General features: G+C 67.4%; 14 protein-coding genes and 2 pseudogenes. 13 read left to right on the forward strand and 3 right to left on the reverse strand.

Features of this window, described 5'->3' with window-relative positions; translation table 11 throughout:
* The 7 genes and pseudogenes from QPR87_RS21190 to QPR87_RS21220 form a co-directional block, all read left to right on the forward strand.
* Positions 1–222, forward strand: a pseudogene (locus QPR87_RS21190) (gfo/Idh/MocA family oxidoreductase); the annotation flags it as partial.
* A gap of 10 nt (positions 223–232) precedes the next feature.
* Positions 233–1741 (forward strand): aldehyde dehydrogenase (NADP(+)), encoded by a 1509-nt coding sequence (locus QPR87_RS21195; RefSeq protein ID WP_285051254.1) that lies wholly within the window; start codon positions 233–235, stop codon positions 1739–1741.
* A gap of 41 nt (positions 1742–1782) precedes the next feature.
* On the forward strand, positions 1783–2745 hold the full coding sequence (gene ytfQ / locus QPR87_RS21200) for a galactofuranose ABC transporter, galactofuranose-binding protein YtfQ (protein ID WP_285051255.1): 963 nt from the start codon (positions 1783–1785) through the stop codon (positions 2743–2745).
* Positions 2746–2812: 67 nt separating this feature from the next.
* The gene (locus tag QPR87_RS21205) at positions 2813–4309 is read left to right on the forward strand and encodes a sugar ABC transporter ATP-binding protein (protein WP_285051256.1); all 1497 of its coding nucleotides are present in this window, start codon (positions 2813–2815) and stop codon (positions 4307–4309) included.
* Positions 4306–5325: an ABC transporter permease gene (locus QPR87_RS21210; RefSeq protein WP_285051257.1), complete on the forward strand. Its 1020-nt coding sequence runs from the start codon at positions 4306–4308 to the stop codon at positions 5323–5325. The genes QPR87_RS21205 and QPR87_RS21210 overlap by 4 nt, the downstream gene beginning before the upstream one ends.
* Complete coding sequence (yjfF, locus tag QPR87_RS21215; RefSeq protein WP_285051258.1) at positions 5322–6296, forward strand: galactofuranose ABC transporter, permease protein YjfF; 975 nt, start codon at positions 5322–5324, stop codon at positions 6294–6296. The genes QPR87_RS21210 and yjfF overlap by 4 nt, the downstream gene beginning before the upstream one ends.
* A 135-nt stretch (positions 6297–6431) precedes the next feature.
* A pseudogene (locus QPR87_RS21220) lies at positions 6432–7169 on the forward strand (IS5 family transposase).
* Positions 7170–7538: 369 nt separating this feature from the next.
* On the opposite strand, the gene QPR87_RS21225 reads toward QPR87_RS21220, so the two are convergent.
* Positions 7539–8216: a GntR family transcriptional regulator gene (locus QPR87_RS21225; protein WP_208861539.1), complete on the reverse strand. Its 678-nt coding sequence runs from the start codon at positions 8214–8216 to the stop codon at positions 7539–7541.
* A 154-nt stretch (positions 8217–8370) separates the two neighbouring features.
* Between QPR87_RS21225 and QPR87_RS21230 the strand changes: the two genes are divergently transcribed.
* The 5 genes from QPR87_RS21230 to QPR87_RS21250 are packed head-to-tail and all read left to right on the forward strand — an operon-like array spanning position 8371 to position 13912.
* Positions 8371–9858, forward strand: coding sequence for an ABC transporter substrate-binding protein (locus tag QPR87_RS21230; protein WP_285051259.1), 1488 nt, complete (start codon positions 8371–8373; stop codon positions 9856–9858).
* 43 nt (positions 9859–9901) lie between these two features.
* On the forward strand, positions 9902–10702 hold the full coding sequence (locus QPR87_RS21235) for an ABC transporter permease (protein WP_208855398.1): 801 nt from the start codon (positions 9902–9904) through the stop codon (positions 10700–10702).
* Positions 10703–10707: 5 nt separating this feature from the next.
* On the forward strand, positions 10708–11628 hold the full coding sequence (locus tag QPR87_RS21240; protein ID WP_285051260.1) for an ABC transporter permease: 921 nt from the start codon (positions 10708–10710) through the stop codon (positions 11626–11628).
* A complete protein-coding gene (locus QPR87_RS21245; protein WP_285051261.1) occupies positions 11625–12968 on the forward strand; it encodes a M20 family metallopeptidase in 1344 nt (447 codons plus the stop codon). The genes QPR87_RS21240 and QPR87_RS21245 overlap by 4 nt, the downstream gene beginning before the upstream one ends.
* Entirely contained in the window at positions 12965–13912 is a 948-nt protein-coding gene (locus QPR87_RS21250) for a hypothetical protein (protein WP_285051262.1), read from the forward strand. The genes QPR87_RS21245 and QPR87_RS21250 overlap by 4 nt, the downstream gene beginning before the upstream one ends.
* A gap of 6 nt (positions 13913–13918) precedes the next feature.
* On the opposite strand, the gene QPR87_RS21255 is transcribed toward QPR87_RS21250, so the two are convergent.
* The gene (locus tag QPR87_RS21255) at positions 13919–15745 is read right to left on the reverse strand and encodes an ABC transporter ATP-binding protein (RefSeq protein WP_285051263.1); all 1827 of its coding nucleotides are present in this window, start codon (positions 15743–15745) and stop codon (positions 13919–13921) included.
* A gap of 199 nt (positions 15746–15944) precedes the next feature.
* Here QPR87_RS21255 and QPR87_RS21260 point away from each other — a divergent pair, with 199 nt between their 5' ends.
* A complete protein-coding gene (locus tag QPR87_RS21260) occupies positions 15945–16940 on the forward strand; it encodes a 1-aminocyclopropane-1-carboxylate deaminase/D-cysteine desulfhydrase (RefSeq protein ID WP_072463434.1) in 996 nt (331 codons plus the stop codon).
* Between the two features lie 60 nt (positions 16941–17000).
* Here the strand turns inward: QPR87_RS21260 and QPR87_RS21265 are convergent, their stop codons facing one another.
* Positions 17001–17837: a sulfurtransferase gene (locus tag QPR87_RS21265; RefSeq protein ID WP_072463433.1), complete on the reverse strand. Its 837-nt coding sequence runs from the start codon at positions 17835–17837 to the stop codon at positions 17001–17003.
* Between the last annotated feature and the right edge of the window lie 10 nt (positions 17838–17847).

Consider the following 17847-nt stretch of genomic DNA (forward strand, 5'->3'; position numbering starts at 1 on the left):
GCCGGCCAGCTGGCGCTGCGCCTGGGCGGCAATGTGCTGGAGATCGACGACACTGATGCCGGGGGGCAGGCGAGCATCATGGGCGAATACCCGGCGCTTTACGCGCGCATGGCGGAACTGGTGCGCAGGGGCGCCTCCGAGGTGGACCTCTCCCCCATGGTCTTGACCGCCGACGCCTTCACCCTCGGCAGCCGCAATACCGTGGACGCATTCGAATTCTGAAGGAAGACCGATGGACTGGACACCGCAAGGCAAGCATCTGATCGCAGGCGAATGGGTGGGGGGTGAGGCCACCTTCCGATCCGCCCCCGCGCATGGCCCGGCGCATGGTTTCGCCAGCGGCATCGCTGAGTTGGTGGACTGCGCCTGCGCCGCGGCCGAGGAGGCGTTCTGGACCTATGGCTGGACCGCGCGGGCCGAACGCGCGGCTTTCCTTGACGCCATCGCCGACGAGATCGAGGCCCGCGCCGAGGCGATCACCGCCATCGGCACGCAGGAAACCGGCCTGCCCGAGGCCCGGCTGCAGGGCGAGCGCGGCCGCACCGTGGGCCAGCTGCGGCTGTTCGCGGACCATATCCGCAAGGGCGACTACCTCGACCGCCGCCACGATCCGGCGCTGCCCGACCGCCAGCCGCTGCCGCGCCCCGACCTGCGGCTGATCCAGCGCCCGATCGGGCCGGTGGCGGTGTTCGGCGCCTCGAACTTCCCGCTGGCCTTTTCGACGGCGGGCGGCGACACCGCCTCGGCCCTGGCGGCGGGCTGCCCGGTGGTGGTCAAGGGCCATCCCGCCCATCCCGGCACCGGCGAGATCGTGGCCGAGGCGATCCTTGCCGCGATCGAGAGAACCGGCATGCCCGCCGGCAGCTTCGGCTTCATCCACGGCGACCGGCACGAGGTCGGCGCGGCGCTGGTGCAGCACCCGCTGATCCGCGCCGTGGGCTTCACCGGCAGCCTGCGTGGCGGCCGGGCGCTTTATGATCTCTGCGCCGCGCGGCCCGAGCCGATCCCCTTCTTCGGCGAGCTTGGCAGCATCAACCCCTGCTTCGTGCTGCCCGAGGCCTTCGCGGCGCGCGGCGCGCAGATCGCGCGCGACTGGACCGCCAGCCTGACCATGGGCGCGGGGCAGTTCTGCACCAATCCCGGACTGGTCATCCTGCGCGCCGGGGACGCCGAGGCCTTTATCGCCGCCGCAAGCGCGGCGCTGGCCGATGCCCCGGCGCAGGTCATGCTGACCGAGGGCATCGCCGCCGCCTATCGCGAAGGCGCTGCCCGCGTCGCCGCCCATGCCGCGCCGGTGCTGGCCTGCGACAGCCGGGGCCGCAATGCGCGGCCCGGCATCTACCGGACCAGTGCGCGGGACTTCCTGCACAGCCACGCCCTGGGGGAAGAGGTCTTCGGCCCGCTCGGCCTTGTCGTCACCACCAGTTCGGAGGACGAGATGCTGGGCCTTGCCCGCGCGCTGGACGGCCAGCTGACCGCCACCTTGCAGATGGAGGCGGGCGACATGGGCCTGGCCCGGCGGCTGATGCCGGTGCTGGAGCGCAAGGCCGGCCGGGTGCTGGCCAAAGGCTGGCCCACCGGGGTCGAGGTCTGCGACGCCATGGTGCATGGCGGCCCTTACCCGGCATCGACGAATTTCGGCGCCACCAGCGTCGGCACCCTGGCGATCCGCCGCTTCCTGCGGCCGGTCTGTTTCCAGAACCTGCCCGACGCGCTGCTGCCGGAGGACTTGCGGGGCTGAGAGGACAGCCCCGCATAAAACGGTCATTGAGGGAGGAAACCATGACCAGATTCCTGATGAGCACCGCCGCCGCTGCCGCGCTGGCGATCTCGGCCACGGCCGCGCTGGCCGAGGGCGAAACCGTCGGCTTTTCCCAGATCGGCTCGGAATCCGGCTGGCGCGCGGCCGAGACCACGCTGACCAAGACCCAGGCCGAGGAACGCGGCCTGAAGCTGCAATTCTCGGACGCGCAGCAGAAGCAGGAAAACCAGATCGCCGCGATCCGCTCCTTCATCGCGCAGGGCGTGGACGCGATCCTGCTGGCGCCGGTCGTCGCCACCGGCTGGGACGCCGTGCTGCAAGAGGCCAAGGAGGCCGAGATCCCGGTCGTGCTGCTGGACCGGCAGGTGGACAGCTCGGACGATCTTTACCTGACCGCCGTCGGCTCGAACCTGGTGCATGAGGGCGAGGTCGCGGGCAAATGGCTGGTCGATACCGTCGGCGACAAGGAATGCCGCGTGGTCGAATTGCAGGGCACCACCGGTTCCAGCCCCGCCATCGACCGCAAGAAGGGCTTCGAGGATGCGCTGGCCGGCCACGACAACCTGAAGATCGTGCGCAGCCAGACCGGCGACTTCACCCGCGCCCAGGGCAAGGAGGTGATGGAAAGCTTCCTGCAGGCCGAGAAGGGCGGCAAGGACATCTGCGCGCTTTACGCCCATAACGACGACATGGCGGTCGGCGCCATCCAGGCCATCAAGGAGGCCGGGCTGAAGCCGGGCACCGACATCCTGGTCGTGTCCATCGACGGCGTGCCGGACCTGTTCCAGGCCATGGCCAACGGCGAGGCGAACGCCACCGTCGAGCTCACGCCGAACATGGCCGGCCCGGCCTTCGACGCGCTTGCCGCCTATTGGAAGGACGGCACCGAGCCCGCGAAGTTCCTGCAGACCGAGTCGAAGCTGTTCACCCAGGCCCACGATCCTGCCGGCGAATACGAACGCCGCAAGGGTCTGGGCTACTGACACCGCGCTGCCGGGCCGCCCCGACCGCGGCCCGGCAGATCAGGCCACCGACATGAGGAGGGGCGCGATGCTGCTGACCATCCGGTCTCTGACCAAGACATTCCCCGGCACCAAGGCGCTTGACGCCGTCGATTTCGATCTGGCGGCGGGCGAGGTCCACGCCCTGCTGGGCGAAAATGGCGCCGGCAAGTCCACGCTGATCAAATGCCTGACCGGCGCCTATCACCGCGACGGCGGCACCATCACGCTGGACGGGGCGCAGATCGACCCGCAATCGACCGTCGAGGCGCAGGAGCAGGGCATCGGCACCGTCTATCAAGAGGTGAACCTGCTGCCCAATCTGACCGTGGCGCAGAACCTGATGTTCGGCCGCGAGCCGCGCCGCTGGGGGCTGATCGACAGCCGCGCCATGCGGGCCGAAGCGCGCGAGACGCTGCGGCCCTACGGGCTCGACATCGACGTGGACCGCGACCTGGGCAGCTATTCCGTCGCCATCCAGCAGATCGTCGCCATCGCCCGCGCCGTGGCGCTGTCGGGCAAGGTGCTGATCCTGGACGAGCCGACGGCGAGCCTGGACGCGGCCGAGGTGCGCATGGTCTTCGACGTGGTGCGGGGGCTGCGCACCCGCGGCCTGGGCATCGTCTTCGTGTCGCATTTCCTCGACCAGGTGTTCGACCTGACCGACCGCGTGACCGTGCTGCGGAACGGTCGCAAGATCGTCACCGAGCGCACCGCCGAGCTGGACCGGGTGAAGCTGATCGAGCACATGCTGGGCCGCGCGCTGGAGCATGAGGTGGCCGAGCAGGCCGCCCGGACCGCCGCCGCCCGTCCTCCCTTGCTGGAATTCCGCGGCTTCGGCCGGCGCGGCGTGGTCGAGCCCTTCGACCTGACCGTGGGGCAGGGCGAGGTGGTGGGGCTGGCGGGCCTGCTGGGCTCGGGCCGGACCGAAAGCGCCGAGATGATGTTCGGCGTGCGTCCCGCGCAATCGGGCGAGGCCAGCGACGCGCAGTCCCGGCTGGACCTGTCCAGCCCGCGCGCCGCCATCGCCGAAGGGTTCGGCTTCGTCCCCGAAGAGCGCAAGACCGACGGCATCGTCGCCGAACTGTCGATCCGCGAGAACATCATCCTGGGCCTGCAGGCTCGGCGCGGCTGGGCGCGGCCGATTCCGCGCGCCGAGCAGAACCGCATCGCCGACGACTATATCAAGCGGCTCGACATCCGCACCTCGGGCCGGGAAAAGCCTATCGGCGAGCTGTCCGGCGGCAACCAGCAGAAGGCCATCCTTGCCCGCTGGCTGGCGATGAACCCGCGTTTCCTGATCCTGGACGAGCCGACGCGCGGCATCGATGTCGGCGCCCATGCCGAGATCCTGCGCCTGATCCGCGAACTGACCCAGGCCGGCATGTCGATCCTGCTGGTCTCGAGCGAGATCGACGAGCTGGTCGCCAGCGCCGACCGGGTGATCGTGCTGCGCGACCGCCGCCATGTCGCGGAGCTTTCGGGCCCGCGCCTGACCGGGGCCGAGATCATGCGCGCCATTGCCGGCGGGGAGGTGGCGGCATGACCCTGCTGAAGCGCATCGCCCCGCAACTGGTCGCGCTGGCGCTGCTGGTGGCGTTGGTGACGGTGTTCTATCCGGGTTTCCTGAAGATCGGCATCAGCGGCGACCGGCTGGTCGGGCCGATGATCGACGTGCTGAAGCGCGGCGCGCCGGTGGCGCTGCTGGCGGTGGGCATGACGCTGGTCATCGCCACGCGCGGCATCGACCTGTCGGTCGGCACCACCATGGCGATCTGCGGCGCGGTCGCCGCCTCGGCCGTGGCCGGCGGCTGGGGGCTGGTGCCCGCGCTGCTCTTGGCGCTGGTCGCCGGCGCGCTCGCCGGGTTGTGGAACGGGCTGCTGGTCGCCGTGGTCGGCATCCAGCCCTTCGTCGCCACGCTGATCCTGATGACCATGGGGCGCGGCATCGCCCAGCTGATCACCGAGGGCCGCATCCTGACCTTCAACGACGCGGGCTTCGCCTTCTTCGGCTCGGGCAGCCTCTTGGGCCTGCCGGTGCCGGCCTGGCTGTGGCTGGCCTGCGGTCTGGGCATGGCGGCGCTGATGCGGCGCACCGCGCTTGGCCTGCTGGTCGAATCCATCGGCATCAACCGCCGCGCCAGCGCCCTTGCCGGGGTGAACGCCACCGTGCTGCTGATCGCGGTCTATGTCGTCTCGGGGCTCTGTGCGGCGCTGGCCGGGATCGTCGTCACCGCCGACATCCGCGGCGCGGACGCCAACAATGCCGGGCTGTGGCTGGAGCTTGACGCCATCCTGGCCGTGGTGATCGGCGGCAATTCCCTGCTGGGCGGGCGGTTCTCCATCATCGCCTCGCTGATCGGGGCGCTGATCATCCAGACCATCGACACCGGCATCCTGCTGGCCGGGTTCCCGTCCGAATACAACCTGGTCATCAAGGCCGGGCTGGTGCTGGTCATCCTGGTGCTGCAATCGCCACGCATCGCCGCGGAATGGCGGCTGTGGCGCGACAGCCACCGCGCCAGCCGCGAGGCCGCGCTGCACCGAGGAGCCGCGAAATGAACACCCGCGCCCTGCCGCTTTACGCGACCGTCGTGATCTTCCTGCTGGCCTATCTGCTGTGCTGGCTGCAATTCCCCAACATCCTGTCCACGCGGGTGGTGGGCAACCTGCTGACCGACAACGCCTATCTGGGCATCGTCGCGGTCGGCATGACACTGGTGATCCTGTCGGGCGGCATCGACCTGTCGGTGGGCAGCGTCATCGCCTTTTCCGGCGTCTTCATCGCCGTGATCCTGCGCGAGACGTCGCTGCACCCGCTGGTCGTCTTCGCCCTGCTACTGGCGCTGACCACCGCCTTCGGCGCGGCCATGGGCTTCCTGATCGACCGGCTGGCCATGCCCGCCTTCATCGTCACGCTGCCCGGCATGTTCCTGGCGCGCGGCGCCGCCTATATGCTGTCGATCGACTCGGTGCCGATCGCGCATCCCTTCTACAAGACCCTGCAATCGGCCTATTGGCTGATGCCCGGCAAGGGCCGGCTGACGCTGATCGGGGTGGTCATGCTGCTGACGGTGCTGGCGGGCATGGTCGTCGCCCACAAGACCCGCTTCGGCGCCTCCGTCTATGCGCTTGGCGGCGGCGAGGCGACGGCGCGGCTGATGGGCGTGCGGCAGGGCCGCACGACGATGCTGGTCTATGCCTTTTCGGGGCTGATGGCCGGGCTCTCGGGCATCGTGTTCTCGATCTATACCGGCTCGGGCTATTCGCTGGCGACGGTGGGGACCGAACTGACCGCCATCGCGGCGGTGGTGATCGGCGGCACATTGCTGACCGGAGGCGCGGGCTACATGTTCGGCACGCTGGTCGGCGTGCTGACCATGGGGCTGATCCAGACCTACATCGTCTTCGACGGCACGCTGTCGAGCTGGTGGACGAAGATCGTCATCGGCGTGCTGCTGCTGGTGTTCATCCTGCTGCAGAAGGGGCTGCTGAAACTGTCGCAATCGCGGCTGGAAGGCACGGGCGCATGAACATCCGGCTGGGTCGCAATGCAAGCCGCAATCCGCGTGGCTGAAATACCCGGCCCGATGTCTTGTCAACTAGGCTCCAGACCCATTGATTTCAGGCCTTTGGCGTGATTCAGGCTCCGCAAGGAGAGCTGATCGATGAGCAATCTTTTCTGGCTGAGCGAGGCGCAGATGGAGCGGCTACGGCCCTTCTTTCCCAAGAGCCACGGCAAGCCGCGCGTGGATGACCAGCGTGTGCTGAGCGGGATAATCTTCCTCAATCGCAATGGCTTGCGGTGGTGTGACGCGCCGAAGGAATACGGCCCGGCCAAGACCCTCTACAACCGTTGGAAGCGCTGGAGGTGAGTGGCAAATGCCACCGGTCCGAGTGCAGCTACGAACACGGGGTCTTCGCCCGGATCATGGTCGGCCTGGCCGCCGAGAGTGCCGAACACAAGACGATCATGATCGACGCGACCTATCTCAAGGCACATCGCACGGCGTCGAGCCTGTGCGTGAAAAAGGGGGGGCGCGGGCGCCAGATCGGGCGCACCAAAGGCGGCATGAACACCAAGCTGCACGCCGTCGCCGATGCCAAGGGGCGCCCGATCGGGTTCTTCATGTCGGCCGGCCAGGTCAGCGATTACACCGGCGCGGCGGCGCTGTTGGGCAGCCTGCCGAAAGCGGGTTGGCTGCTGGCCGACAGGGGCTATGATGCCGATTGGTTCAGAGAGGCGTTGAAAGACAAGGGGATAAAGGTCTGCATCCCGGGCCGGAAGTCTCGCAAGAAGGTGGTGAAATACGACAAGAGGCGCTACAAAAAGGCGCAACCGCATCGAGATCATGTTCGGCCGCTCTGCGATCATGCTAGCCGCAACCGTCTTGTTCTGGCTGTGAAACTCAATGAGTCTGGACCCTCACCACCTGCAAGCCACCTTGATGCAAAGGCAAGTATTTCTGGAAGCGTGCCCCGCAACCACTGCTGTCATAAATCACTCATAATTCAAATATAACAAAATCTTAGGGAGGTTTTTCTATTGGTTGCCTGCTTCGTCTGGCCACTGGCGGCACCTTGCGGCGACACCATCACCATCGCAGACTTGCCCCCTATCCCGTCTTTCGGAATGACCGCACACTCGTTGCGACGGGCCGGCTTTAATTGCCTTCGCCCCGGCAACGTGATGGAACTGGCCCTGCAAGCTTGGGGCATCGCGCAATGGCGCGCCACACTATTCATCCGCACAGGCGGAGCGCGTTCGCCAATGCTTATGCTTCCTGTCGGCGGCGCAACGCAGACAGCACTTGATCGGCCCCATCGTCGATCGCCCGCATGATGGCAGCGCTGGCCGCGAGGGAATCGCGTGCGCGAAGGGCCTGGACAAGATGGGTGTAATTCTGGTGATCCTCGCCGGCGGCGCCGATACTGCGGGGCAGATAGGCAAAACCAGGCCCGGCTCGTAGCCAGAGTGTCTCGATGAGTTGAAGCAGCACTGGCATCCCGGCAGCCGCGTAAAGGGTGAAGCGCAACTCCTTGTTGGCTTTCAGGGCCAGATGCAGATCCGGTGCGTGACGCAAGTCGGTATAGGCGGCGATCTGTGCTTCGAGCCGGGCGATGCCCTCATCGGCGATTCGCTGCGTTGCCATTTCGGCTGCCAGCCCCTCGACACGCTTGCGGATCAGCCTGATTTCCTCGTGCCGCTCCTCGGTCAGTTCTGGAACCCGGAAGGAGGACGCCGGCTCGGCCGCAAGAATGCCCGAAGCCGCAAAACGCACAAGCGCTTCGCGCGCGGGGGTGATCGACGTTCCCAGCCTGTCGGCCAGTTCCTTCGTCACAAGCCGCGTGCCGGGTGCGAGCCTGCCTTCGACCAATGCGTCGCGGATCTGCGCCTCGACATGCGAAACCAGGCTGCGGCGGGGCACCTGTTCAAATGCTTCAAAATCCAATGCCATTCCTCGCGTGACACAATGCACATCCTATCAGCACAAGCGCAGAAGTCGCATGCCGAATGACAATATATGATATATTTTCACTTGCGCAAAGGCGATTCCGCCGGAATGATGGTCAGGCAAGGGGTGGCCCACCAACAGGAGAAAACTGATGCGTCTTCTTTCCGCTCTGACACTCGGGGTCGCGCTCGCGATCCCTGCGATCCCCGCTCTTGCACAGGACACGGAACTGGTCATCGGCCGGGCCGTCTCGACCAATGCGATGGACCCAGGCTTCATGCGCGAGGCCGCGACCATCGTGGACAACATCTTCGACACGCTGGTCATGCGCGACAAGCAGATGAACCTTGTCCCCGGCCTGGCCACCGAATGGCGCGCTGTCGATGATCTGACCTGGGAATTCAAGCTGCGGGAAGGCGTCACCTTCCACAATGGCGAGCCCTTCGATGCCGAGGCGGTCAAGTTCACCCTCGACCGCGTGCTGGACCCTGCGGCGAACTCGCCGGCGATATCCTATATCCGCACCGTCGCGTCGGTCGAGGTGGTGGACCCGCTGACCGTGCGCATCACGACGTCGGCGCCCGATCCCCTGCTGCCGACCCGGATGAGCCGCTATCCCGCCTACATCGTGCCGCCGAAATACGTAGCGGAGATGGGCGATGCCAAGTTCGCCTCGCAGCCGGTGGGAACCGGCGCCTACCGGTTCGAGGAATTCGTGCCCGATGAGCGGGTGGTGCTGGCGGCCAACGAGAACTACTGGCGCGGCAAGCCGGCGCTGGACGAAGTGACCTGGCGCCCGATTCCCGATAGCACCGCCCGCATCACCGCGCTCGTCACCGGCGAGGTGGACCTGATCGAGGACGTGCCGGTGGATCTGGCGCCGATGCTGACCGCTTCTCCCGATGTGGAGCTTGTTCAGGTCAAGGATGGCGGCCTGACGATCTATCTTGGCTTGCGCATGGACAAGGAGCCACTGGATGACGTGAAGGTGCGTCAGGCGCTGAATCACGCGATCGACCGCCAGGGGATCACCGACAACCTGCTGCAAGGTATGGCAACTCCGGTCGGAGGTCAGGTCGGCAAAAGCGATTTCGGCTATCTTGACCTGCCGGTCCCGGCCTACGACCCCGAGCTTTCGCGCAAGCTGCTGGCCGAAGCGGGCCTTCCCGACGGTTTCGAGATCACCATGCAATCCTCAACCCGTTATATGAAGAACAACGAGGTGGCGCAGGCCATTGCCCAGCAGCTTGGCGATGTCGGCGTCAAGGTGAACCAGCAGGTGCTGGAATGGTCGGTCTATACGCAGAAGCAGCCCTTCGACGGCCCGATCTACATGCTGGGCTGGGGCTCGACGCAGACGCTGGATGCCGATGCAGCGATCTATGCCATCATGCGCTCGGGCGAGCCCTATTCCGGCGCGGCCTTGCCTGAGCTGGACCGGCTCTTGGACGAAAGCCGGCAGGTCGTCGATCCTGCCGCGCGCGAAAAAGTGCTGCACGAGGTGCAGGAACTTGCCGCGAGGGAAGTGCCGCTGATCTCGCTTTACCGCGAGGACGCACTGCTGGGCCGTGCGTCGGACGTGCATTTCGAGGGCCGCCCGGATGCCCGCATCGTCCTGTTCGACATCACGAAGGACTGACGGGATGTGGACCGGGGCAAGGCTGCGGGGAAACGAGGATGCCGTGTTTGCGGTGCTTTTGATCGTCGCGGTCGTGACGGTCAGCATCCTCGTGCCGCTGTTCTGGCCCCTGGACCCGCTGCGCGGCACCCTGACCGCCACCTTCAAGCCTCCGATGACGATGACCGAGGCGGGGCTGCATCCGCTTGGCACCGACCAGCTTGGCCGGGATCTGTTGGCCCGGCTGGGCTTGGGCACGCTGATCTCGCTGGGGATCGTGCTGGCCTCGGCCGCGATCTCGGTCGTTCTGGGCACGATCCTGGGCATGGTTGCGGGTTATTTCGGCGGCTGGGTGGACGTGCTGATCATGCGGCTGGTGGACATCCAGCTGGCGATTCCCTTCATCCTTCTGATCCTGCTGTTCGTGGCGATCCTTGGGCCAAGCATCGCCAACCTGGTGGCGATCCTGGGGCTGACGGGTTGGGCGGTATTCGCGCGCGTCGCGCGGGGGCAGACCCTGGCGGTGCGCGAACTGGAATATGTCGAGGCCGCCCGCGCCATCGGCCAGAGCGACGGCACGATCATCCTCCGCCATGTCCTGCCCAATATCGTTGCCCCGCTGACCGTGCTGCTGACGCTGGACCTGCCGCGCCTCATCATCCTTGAGGCCTCGGTGGGCTTTCTGGGCCTCGGCGTGCAGCCGCCCTGGCCGACGCTTGGCAACCTGATCGGCGAGGGGCGATCCTTCATCCTGATTGCCGACTGGCTGGTGCTGTATCCTGGCCTGATGATCGGGGCGGTGGTGGTCGGCTGCAACCTGCTTGGCGACTGGCTGGTCCGCCGGGCCGATATGAAGATGTCGTAACTGCCATGAAGGGTCTGCGCTTTCTGCTTTCGCGTGCGCTTCAGGGGTTGGCGGTGATGCTGGGCGTGTCGGCGCTGGTCTTTTTCGCGCTGTTCCTGACCGGCGATCCCGCCGCGCTGATGATGTCGCCCGACGCCAGCCAAGCCGAGATCGAAGCGTTTCGCCGGGCCATGGGCTTCGACGATCCGATCTGGCTGCAGTATCTGCGTTTTCTCGGCAACCTGCTTCAAGGCGATCTGGGCCTGTCGCTGCGCTATCAGCGGCCGGCGACCGATCTCTTGTGGGAGCGCCTGCCGGCGACCGCGCTTTTGGCCCTTTCGGCGCTCATCTGGTCCTCGGCCATCGGCATGGTGCTGGGGGTCGTCTCGGCCGTGCGCAAGAATTCGGGGCTGGATTTCGTCATCCGCGTCATCGCCCTGCTGGGGCAGGCGGTGCCGGTCTTCTGGCTTGCGCTGCTGATGATCCTGCTCTTCTCGCTGCGCCTGCGGTGGCTGCCCTCGTCGGGGATGGGGGGCTGGCAGCATCTGGTCATGCCGTCCATCGCGCTGGGAGCCTATTATGTGTCGGCCATGACCCGGTTGGTCCGCGCCTCGCTGATCGAGGTGCTGGGCCAGAACTATATCCGAACCGCCCGCGCCAAGGGGCTTAGCCAGTGGCGGATCGTCGTGCGGCACGGGTTGCGCAATGCCATGATCCCGGTGATCACCGTGCAGGGCATGTATTTCGCGGCGCTTCTGGGCGGGGCGCTGGTGACCGAGATCGTCTTTGCCTGGCCGGGCATCGGAAGGCTGGCGGTCGAGGCGATCCAGAACCGCGATTTCCCCGTCGTGCAGGCGGTGGTGCTGTTCACCGCCGCCGTTTTCGTCATAGCCAATTTCCTGGTCGATATCGCCTATACCTGGCTCAACCCCCGGATCCGGCTGTGAGCGCGCTGGATGATGCCCTTGCCCTGACGGCGCGCTGGTGCGCGATCCCATCGCACGCCGGCGATCCCGCCAGCCAGATGCGGCAGGCCCGCGAGTTGCGATCCTGGCTGTCCGGCGAACTGGGCGCGGCGCTGCTGACCTCTTCCCCGTCCGAGACCGAGCCGGCACCGGTGATCCATGCGCGGATCGACAGCGGCTCGGCCCGCACGGTGCTGCTTTACAACATGTATGACGTCATGCCCGCCACGCCCGAGGGCTGGCTGCACGACCCCTGGGCGGGCGGCATCGCGGATATGCCCGGTATCGGCCGTGCCTTCGTCGCGCGGGGGGCCGAGAACAACAAGGGGCCGCTGGCCGGCATGCTGATCGCACTGCGCGACCTGAAGCGCTCCGGCCGGCTGCGCGTCAATGTCGAAATCCTGCTGGACGGGCAGGAAGAGCGCGCCTCGCCCGCGTTGCGCCGCTGGCTGGCGGCGCCGGACTGCCCGCTACGACCTTCGGTGGGGGCGTTGTTCCCGTCCTTCTGCGAATATGGCGGCGGGCCGCCCCGGCTGTACCTGGGGTTTTCCGGCATGGCCAAGGGCAGGCTGGAGGTGGCTGCGGGGGGCTGGGGCGGCCCTGCGCGGGCCATCCATTCCTCGAATGCGCCATGGATCGCCAATCCCGCACGGGTTCTGGTCGATGTGCTGGCAAGGATCGGCGGACCCGAGACCGGAGAGCTTGCGCAGATAGATCTGGATGCCGATGCGGCGCGCGTGGTCGCGGCGCTGGCGCGGGATTTCGATCCTGCGGCCGAACTGCGCTTCCGGCATGCAGCCTGTTTCGCCCGGCCCCGATACGGCTGCCTCGATCCCGAGGCTTTGTTGCGCCATGTCCTGACCACGGCTTCCTTCAACATCGCCACCTTGGCGACCGATCCCGTAGCCGGCGACGCAGTCATCCCCGCGGCGGCCACGGCCGCGTTCGATCTGCGCGCCCCGCCCAGCCTTGCACCGGATGCACTTGTCGCGGGCATCCGCGACCTGCTAGCCGCCGAGCCTGCCTTTGCCGGGGCTGCGCTGTGCGTCGATGACAGCTATCTGGGCGCGCGGGTTCTAGAGTCCGCTGCCGGTGTCCGAGCCCTGCACGATGCCTATGCCGGTGGTCCGGCGCCGCAGGTCTGGCCCTGGGCGATCGGCGCCGCGCCGGCCTATGCCTTCGGCCGCCATACCGAAAGCTTCCTGATCGGTGGCTCGGGGCGGGGCGGCAATGCGCATGGCGTCAACGAGTTCCTGCATATCGAGGGGTTTGGCCGTTTCATCGCCTCGGTCTCGGCATGGATCCAAGGGATGGCGGCATGATCTGGCTGGGACGCGAGGATCTGCTTCGCGCCGGCGCGCTGGACTGGCAGGCCGCGCTGGACGATGTGGCCGAGGCCGTGCGGCTGTTGCGTCGGGGCGATGCGGAGATGGTTGCCGAATCCGTGCTGCCGCTTGGCGATGATCCGCGCGCCAAGGCATACGGGCTTCCGGCCCGGCTTGGGGGCCGCTTTGCCGCCGCCGGGATCAAATGGACCGTGCATCGGCCCGCGCCACCCGAGGACGGCGAGGCCATCACGTCGACCACGTTGATCGAGGATCTGGCCACCGCCCGGCCCTTGGGCATGGTGGAAGCGGCGCTGCTGACGCGGGTGCGGACGGCCGCCGTTTCGGCCCATGTGCTGCGCGCATTGCGGCCCGGTCTGCGGCGGATCGCCTTGCTGGGCGCGGGTGCGCAGGCGCGGGCGCATCTCGCCATGCTGCGCGCCCTGTTCCCGGACCTTGAGCGGATCGCGGTCTGGAGCCGCTCGGGTCGCGAGGTCGAGCGGCTGGGACCGGGGATCACCGTCCATCCAGGTCCCGAGCAGGCCATCGCGAATGCCGAGGCGGTGCTGATGTGCAGTTCCGCGCCTCAGCCCTTCCTTGGTCCCGAAGCGGCGACCGGCGGCCGGCTGGTCCTTCAGATAGGCTTTCACGAGATGAGCTTCGCAGGCATCGCCGCCTTCGACCGGGTGACTTGCGACCTGTGGGGCGAGTTCGCCCGGACCAGTGCCAAGAGCCTGTTCCAGATGTATCGGGCGGGGCTTTTCGATCCCGCACAGGTCGCGGCCGACCTGCCGGCCATCCTTTGCGACGGCTGGCGGCCCGCCCCGGGCGAGTCGGTTTATTTCTCGAGCTTCGGGCTGAACATCTTCGACATCGCGCTGGCGGCGCGGCTGCTGCGCGCCGCGTCGGGGCAGGGGATCGGCACGCGCCTGCCCGGTTGATCCCGCTCAGGCGGCCTGCCATTCCGGGCCGGCAACCTGCACCAGATGGCCGGGCGAGACCTCGCGCCATTCGCGGGCCGGGGGCTGATAACCCACCGGATGCAAGGGGCTTTTCAACTCGCGCAACTCTCCGGCAGGTCGGTTGCCGCGGAGGGCGGGGTCGGGTACCGGGATCGCCTGGAGCAGTCGCTGGGTATAGGGATGCGCGGGGGCTCCAAAGATCGCCTCGCGAGGGCCGATCTCGACGATCTCGCCCAGATACATCACGCCGACGCGGTGGCTGATCCGTTCGACCACCGCCATGTCATGGCTGATGAACAGATAGGACAGGCCAAGCTCGGCCTGAAGATCCAGCATCAGGTTCACCACCTGCGCCTTGACGGTCACGTCCAGCGCGGACACCGCCTCGTCCGCGACGATCAGCTTCGGCGCGATGCCAAGGGCGCGGGCGATGCAGATGCGCTGTCGTTGCCCGCCCGAGAACTCGTTCGGGAAACGCCGCGCCATGTCGGGGGAAAGCCCGACCTGCGCCAGCAGGTCCGCGACCCTGTCCTTCAGTTCCGATCCTCGCGCCAGGCCATGCGTCACCATCGGCTCGGCAATGGCATCGCCGACCCGGCGACGGGGATCGAGGCTGGCGAAGGGATCCTGGAAGATCATCTGCATCTGCCGCCGCATTCGGCGCAGGGCCGGGCGGCCAAGCTCCAGCAGCTCGGTCCCGTCCAGTCTTACCGAGCCCGAGAAGGGCTGCGTCAGCCGCAGGATCGAGCGCCCGGTCGAGGATTTGCCGCAACCGGATTCGCCCACCAGGGCCAGCGTCTCTCCCTGGCGGATGTCGAAAGAGACGTTCTCGACCGCATGAACGCGCGCCTGCGTCCGGCCCAGGAGGTCCGTGCCGGCATCATAGCGGGTGGTCAGCCCGCGCACCTCGAGCAGCGGCGCCGTGCCGCGCAGGGTGTCGGGCAATTCGGTTCCGGGACTGGCCGCGCCGGTTGCCGCATCGACCAGCGGGAATCGCGCCGGCCGGCCGGTTCCGGCCATCGAGCCGAGCCGGGGCACGGCTGCCAGAAGCGCGCGGGTATAAGGCTGCTGCGGATGGGCAAAGATTGCGGCGGTCAGCCCCTGTTCGACCGCATCGCCGCGCAGCATGACCAGCGTGCGATCCGCCACCTCGGCCACGACGCCCATGTCATGGGTGATGAACAGCACCGCCATCTGCTCCTCGGCCTGCAATTCGCGGATCAGCTCCAGGATTTGCGCCTGCACCGTCACGTCCAGCGCGGTGGTCGGCTCGTCCGCGATCAGCAGGCGCGGCCGGCAGGCCAGGGCCATGGCGATCATGAAGCGCTGCCGCATCCCGCCCGAGGACTGGTGCGGATATTCCAGCATTCGCCGCTTGGCCGCCGGGATGCGCACCCGCTCCAGCAGTCGAACGGTTTCCGCCATGGCCTTCTGCCGGTCCATGCCGCGATGGGTCGTCAGAACCTCGGCGATCTGCTCGCCGATCTTCATCGACGGATTCAGCGAGGTCATCGGTTCCTGGAAGATCATCGCGACCCGGTCTCCCCGGATGCGGCGCATCGCGCCTTCGGAAAGGGACAGCAGGTCGCGCCCCTCCAGCCGGACCGAGCCGGTGATCCTGCTGGCGGCCGGGTCCAGCAACCGCATCACCGCCAGCGAGGTCACGCTTTTGCCCGAGCCGCTTTCGCCGACCAGCGCCACCGTTTCGCCGGGGGCGATGTCGAAATCCAGGCCATGCACGACCTCTGTCCAGCCGCGACGGCCGCGAAACGCCACACGCAGGTCGGCGACGGAAAGCACGGGGTCTGTCATCGGCACTCCTCGCGTCTTCTGGCTGTGCCCCGCGGCGATGCGCGCCGAGATGCACGCGATGGCCGGAGCGGCTTGCCAATATCAATATATGATATATCTTCATTCATAACCGAGGCAATGCAAGGTTTTTCCCATCCAGGGCGCATTGCCTTGCCCATGTCCCCGCAAGAGGACGCAATCTGCACAGGAAGATGGCACGATGAAACTTGGAGATGTCCCGAAGATCCCGCTTGCATTCGCACCGACGCCTGTGGAGCGGCTGATGCGGCTGGGCGCGGATCTGGGGATCGAGCTGTTCGTCAAGCGCGACGATTACACCGGCTTCGGCGGCGGCGGGAACAAGGTGCGCAAGCTGGAATACCTGATGGCCGATGCCGTGGCGCGGGGGGTGAAGGTGCTGATCACCACGGGCGGGCACCAGTCGAACCACGCCCGCATGACGGCGGCGGCGGCGCGGCATTTCGGCATGCACCCGGTCCTGGTGCTGCGCGGCAATGAACCGTCCGGCTTTCAGGGGAACCTGTTGCTCGATCGGCTGTTCGGGGCCGAGATCGAGTTTCTGGACCCCGACGCCTATTTCGACCTGATCGGGCCGCGGATGCAGGCCCATGCCGACCGTGCGCGCGAACGGGGGCAGGAACCCTATATCATGCCGGTCGGCGGGGCGACGCCGCTTGGCGCGCTGGGTTATGCCAGCGCGGTGCGCGAGTTGGCCGAGCAATTCGCCGCCCTTGCCCTGCCTGCGCCGGATGTCATCGTCACTGCCGTCGGGTCCGGCGGCACGCTGGCCGGGATCGAGATCGGCCTGACGCAATACTGGCCCGGCACCAAGGCAATCGGCATCGCTGTTTCGGGCTCGGCCGTCCCCTTTCCCGACCGCATCGCGCCGATGGCGACCGAGGGGGCCAGGCTGGTTGGGCTGGACCGGGTGTGGCGGCCCGAGGAGATCCATGTCGAGACCGGCTATTTCGGCGAGGCCTATGCCGTGCCCTCCGAGGCGGGCAATGCCGCGATCAAGCGGCTGGCCATGCAAGAGGGGCTGCTGCTGGACCCGGTCTATACCGGCAAGGGCATGGCGGGCCTTCTGGGGCTGGTCGAGGACGGCACGATTCCGAAGGGGGCGCGGGTGCTGTTCCTGCACACGGGCGGCTCGCCGGCGCTTTATCCCCATGCCGAGCAGCTTGCGAAGCTGTGACCCGGCCATCGTGACGGGGAGGGGGCGCCGCATTTCCGGCGCCTCTCGTGTTTCCACGCCTCAGCGGTGGACGAAGGCGCCGGTTCCTTCGACGGCGGGCAGGTCGGGCTCGCCTGCCCATTCGTGCCAACTGCCGGGATGGATGGCGACATTGTCGAAGCCGGCCGAGCGCAGCCCGTAAAGCGTGGTCGCCGCCCGTGCGCCCCGGTGGCAATAGGTGACGATGCGCTGGCCCGGCCCAAAGCCCGCCGCCGCGGCGATGCGGCGGATCTCGTCGGGGCTGCGATAGCGGCCGTCCTGCAACAGGTCTTCATAGAACAGCAGGTCCGCGCCGGGGATGCGGCCCGCGCGGGCGCAGCAGGCGTGGACATAGCTTCCGTCCCATTCGGCTGGGCGGCGTGCGTCCAGGACATGCAACTCCGGCGCACCCGGCTCCAGCAATTCCTCGGTGGCTGCGACCAGTTCGCTGCGAAAGGCGCCTGCCTGTGCTGGATCGCCGTCGCCGATCCTGCCGGTCGCACCGGCTCCGGCGGCGGTCCCACCGCCCGCCGCGCGCCAGGCAGCCAGCCCGCCGTCGAGAATGCGGCCGCCGTCGAAGCCGCAAAGCTCATGGAACCACAGCCCGCGCGGCGACCGCATCCCCGTTTGCTCTTCGAAGAAAACGACCAGCGGCGCCCGGTCGAGGCCAAGCTGCCGGAACGCCGCGCGGGCGCCGGCCACCATCGCGGCAATGCCCCTCTCGTCGCTGTGGGCGATGAAATAGTCGTAGACGTTCAGGCAGGTGGCGCCGGGAATCGTCGCCTTTGCCCAATCCTCCCTGGGGCGGGTGTCGACGAAGACGGTTCCTTCCGGCGCCGCCAGCGCCTCGGCGGCAAAGATCAGCGGTGATGATCGCATGGCCATGTTC

Source organism: Paracoccus sp. SSJ, assembly GCF_030234105.1.
Taxonomy (GTDB): Bacteria; Pseudomonadota; Alphaproteobacteria; order Rhodobacterales; family Rhodobacteraceae; genus Paracoccus; species Paracoccus denitrificans.

Bases quoted from the DNA above. Each gene is read 5' to 3' on its own strand.
- QPR87_RS21195 (WP_285051254.1), top strand. From the start codon at position 233: ATGGACTGGACACCGCAAGGCAAGCATCTGATCGCAGGCGAATGGGTG.
- ytfQ (WP_285051255.1), top strand. From the start codon at position 1,783: ATGACCAGATTCCTGATGAGCACCGCCGCCGCTGCCGCGCTGGCGATC.
- QPR87_RS21205 (WP_285051256.1), top strand. From the start codon at position 2,813: ATGCTGCTGACCATCCGGTCTCTGACCAAGACATTCCCCGGCACCAAG.
- QPR87_RS21210 (WP_285051257.1), top strand. From the start codon at position 4,306: ATGACCCTGCTGAAGCGCATCGCCCCGCAACTGGTCGCGCTGGCGCTG.
- yjfF (WP_285051258.1), top strand. From the start codon at position 5,322: ATGAACACCCGCGCCCTGCCGCTTTACGCGACCGTCGTGATCTTCCTG.
- QPR87_RS21230 (WP_285051259.1), top strand. From the start codon at position 8,371: ATGCGTCTTCTTTCCGCTCTGACACTCGGGGTCGCGCTCGCGATCCCT.
- QPR87_RS21240 (WP_285051260.1), top strand. From the start codon at position 10,708: ATGAAGGGTCTGCGCTTTCTGCTTTCGCGTGCGCTTCAGGGGTTGGCG.
- QPR87_RS21250 (WP_285051262.1), top strand. From the start codon at position 12,965: ATGATCTGGCTGGGACGCGAGGATCTGCTTCGCGCCGGCGCGCTGGAC.
- QPR87_RS21255 (WP_285051263.1), bottom strand. From the start codon at position 15,745: ATGACAGACCCCGTGCTTTCCGTCGCCGACCTGCGTGTGGCGTTTCGC.
- QPR87_RS21260 (WP_072463434.1), top strand. From the start codon at position 15,945: ATGAAACTTGGAGATGTCCCGAAGATCCCGCTTGCATTCGCACCGACG.
- QPR87_RS21265 (WP_072463433.1), bottom strand. From the start codon at position 17,837: ATGCGATCATCACCGCTGATCTTTGCCGCCGAGGCGCTGGCGGCGCCG.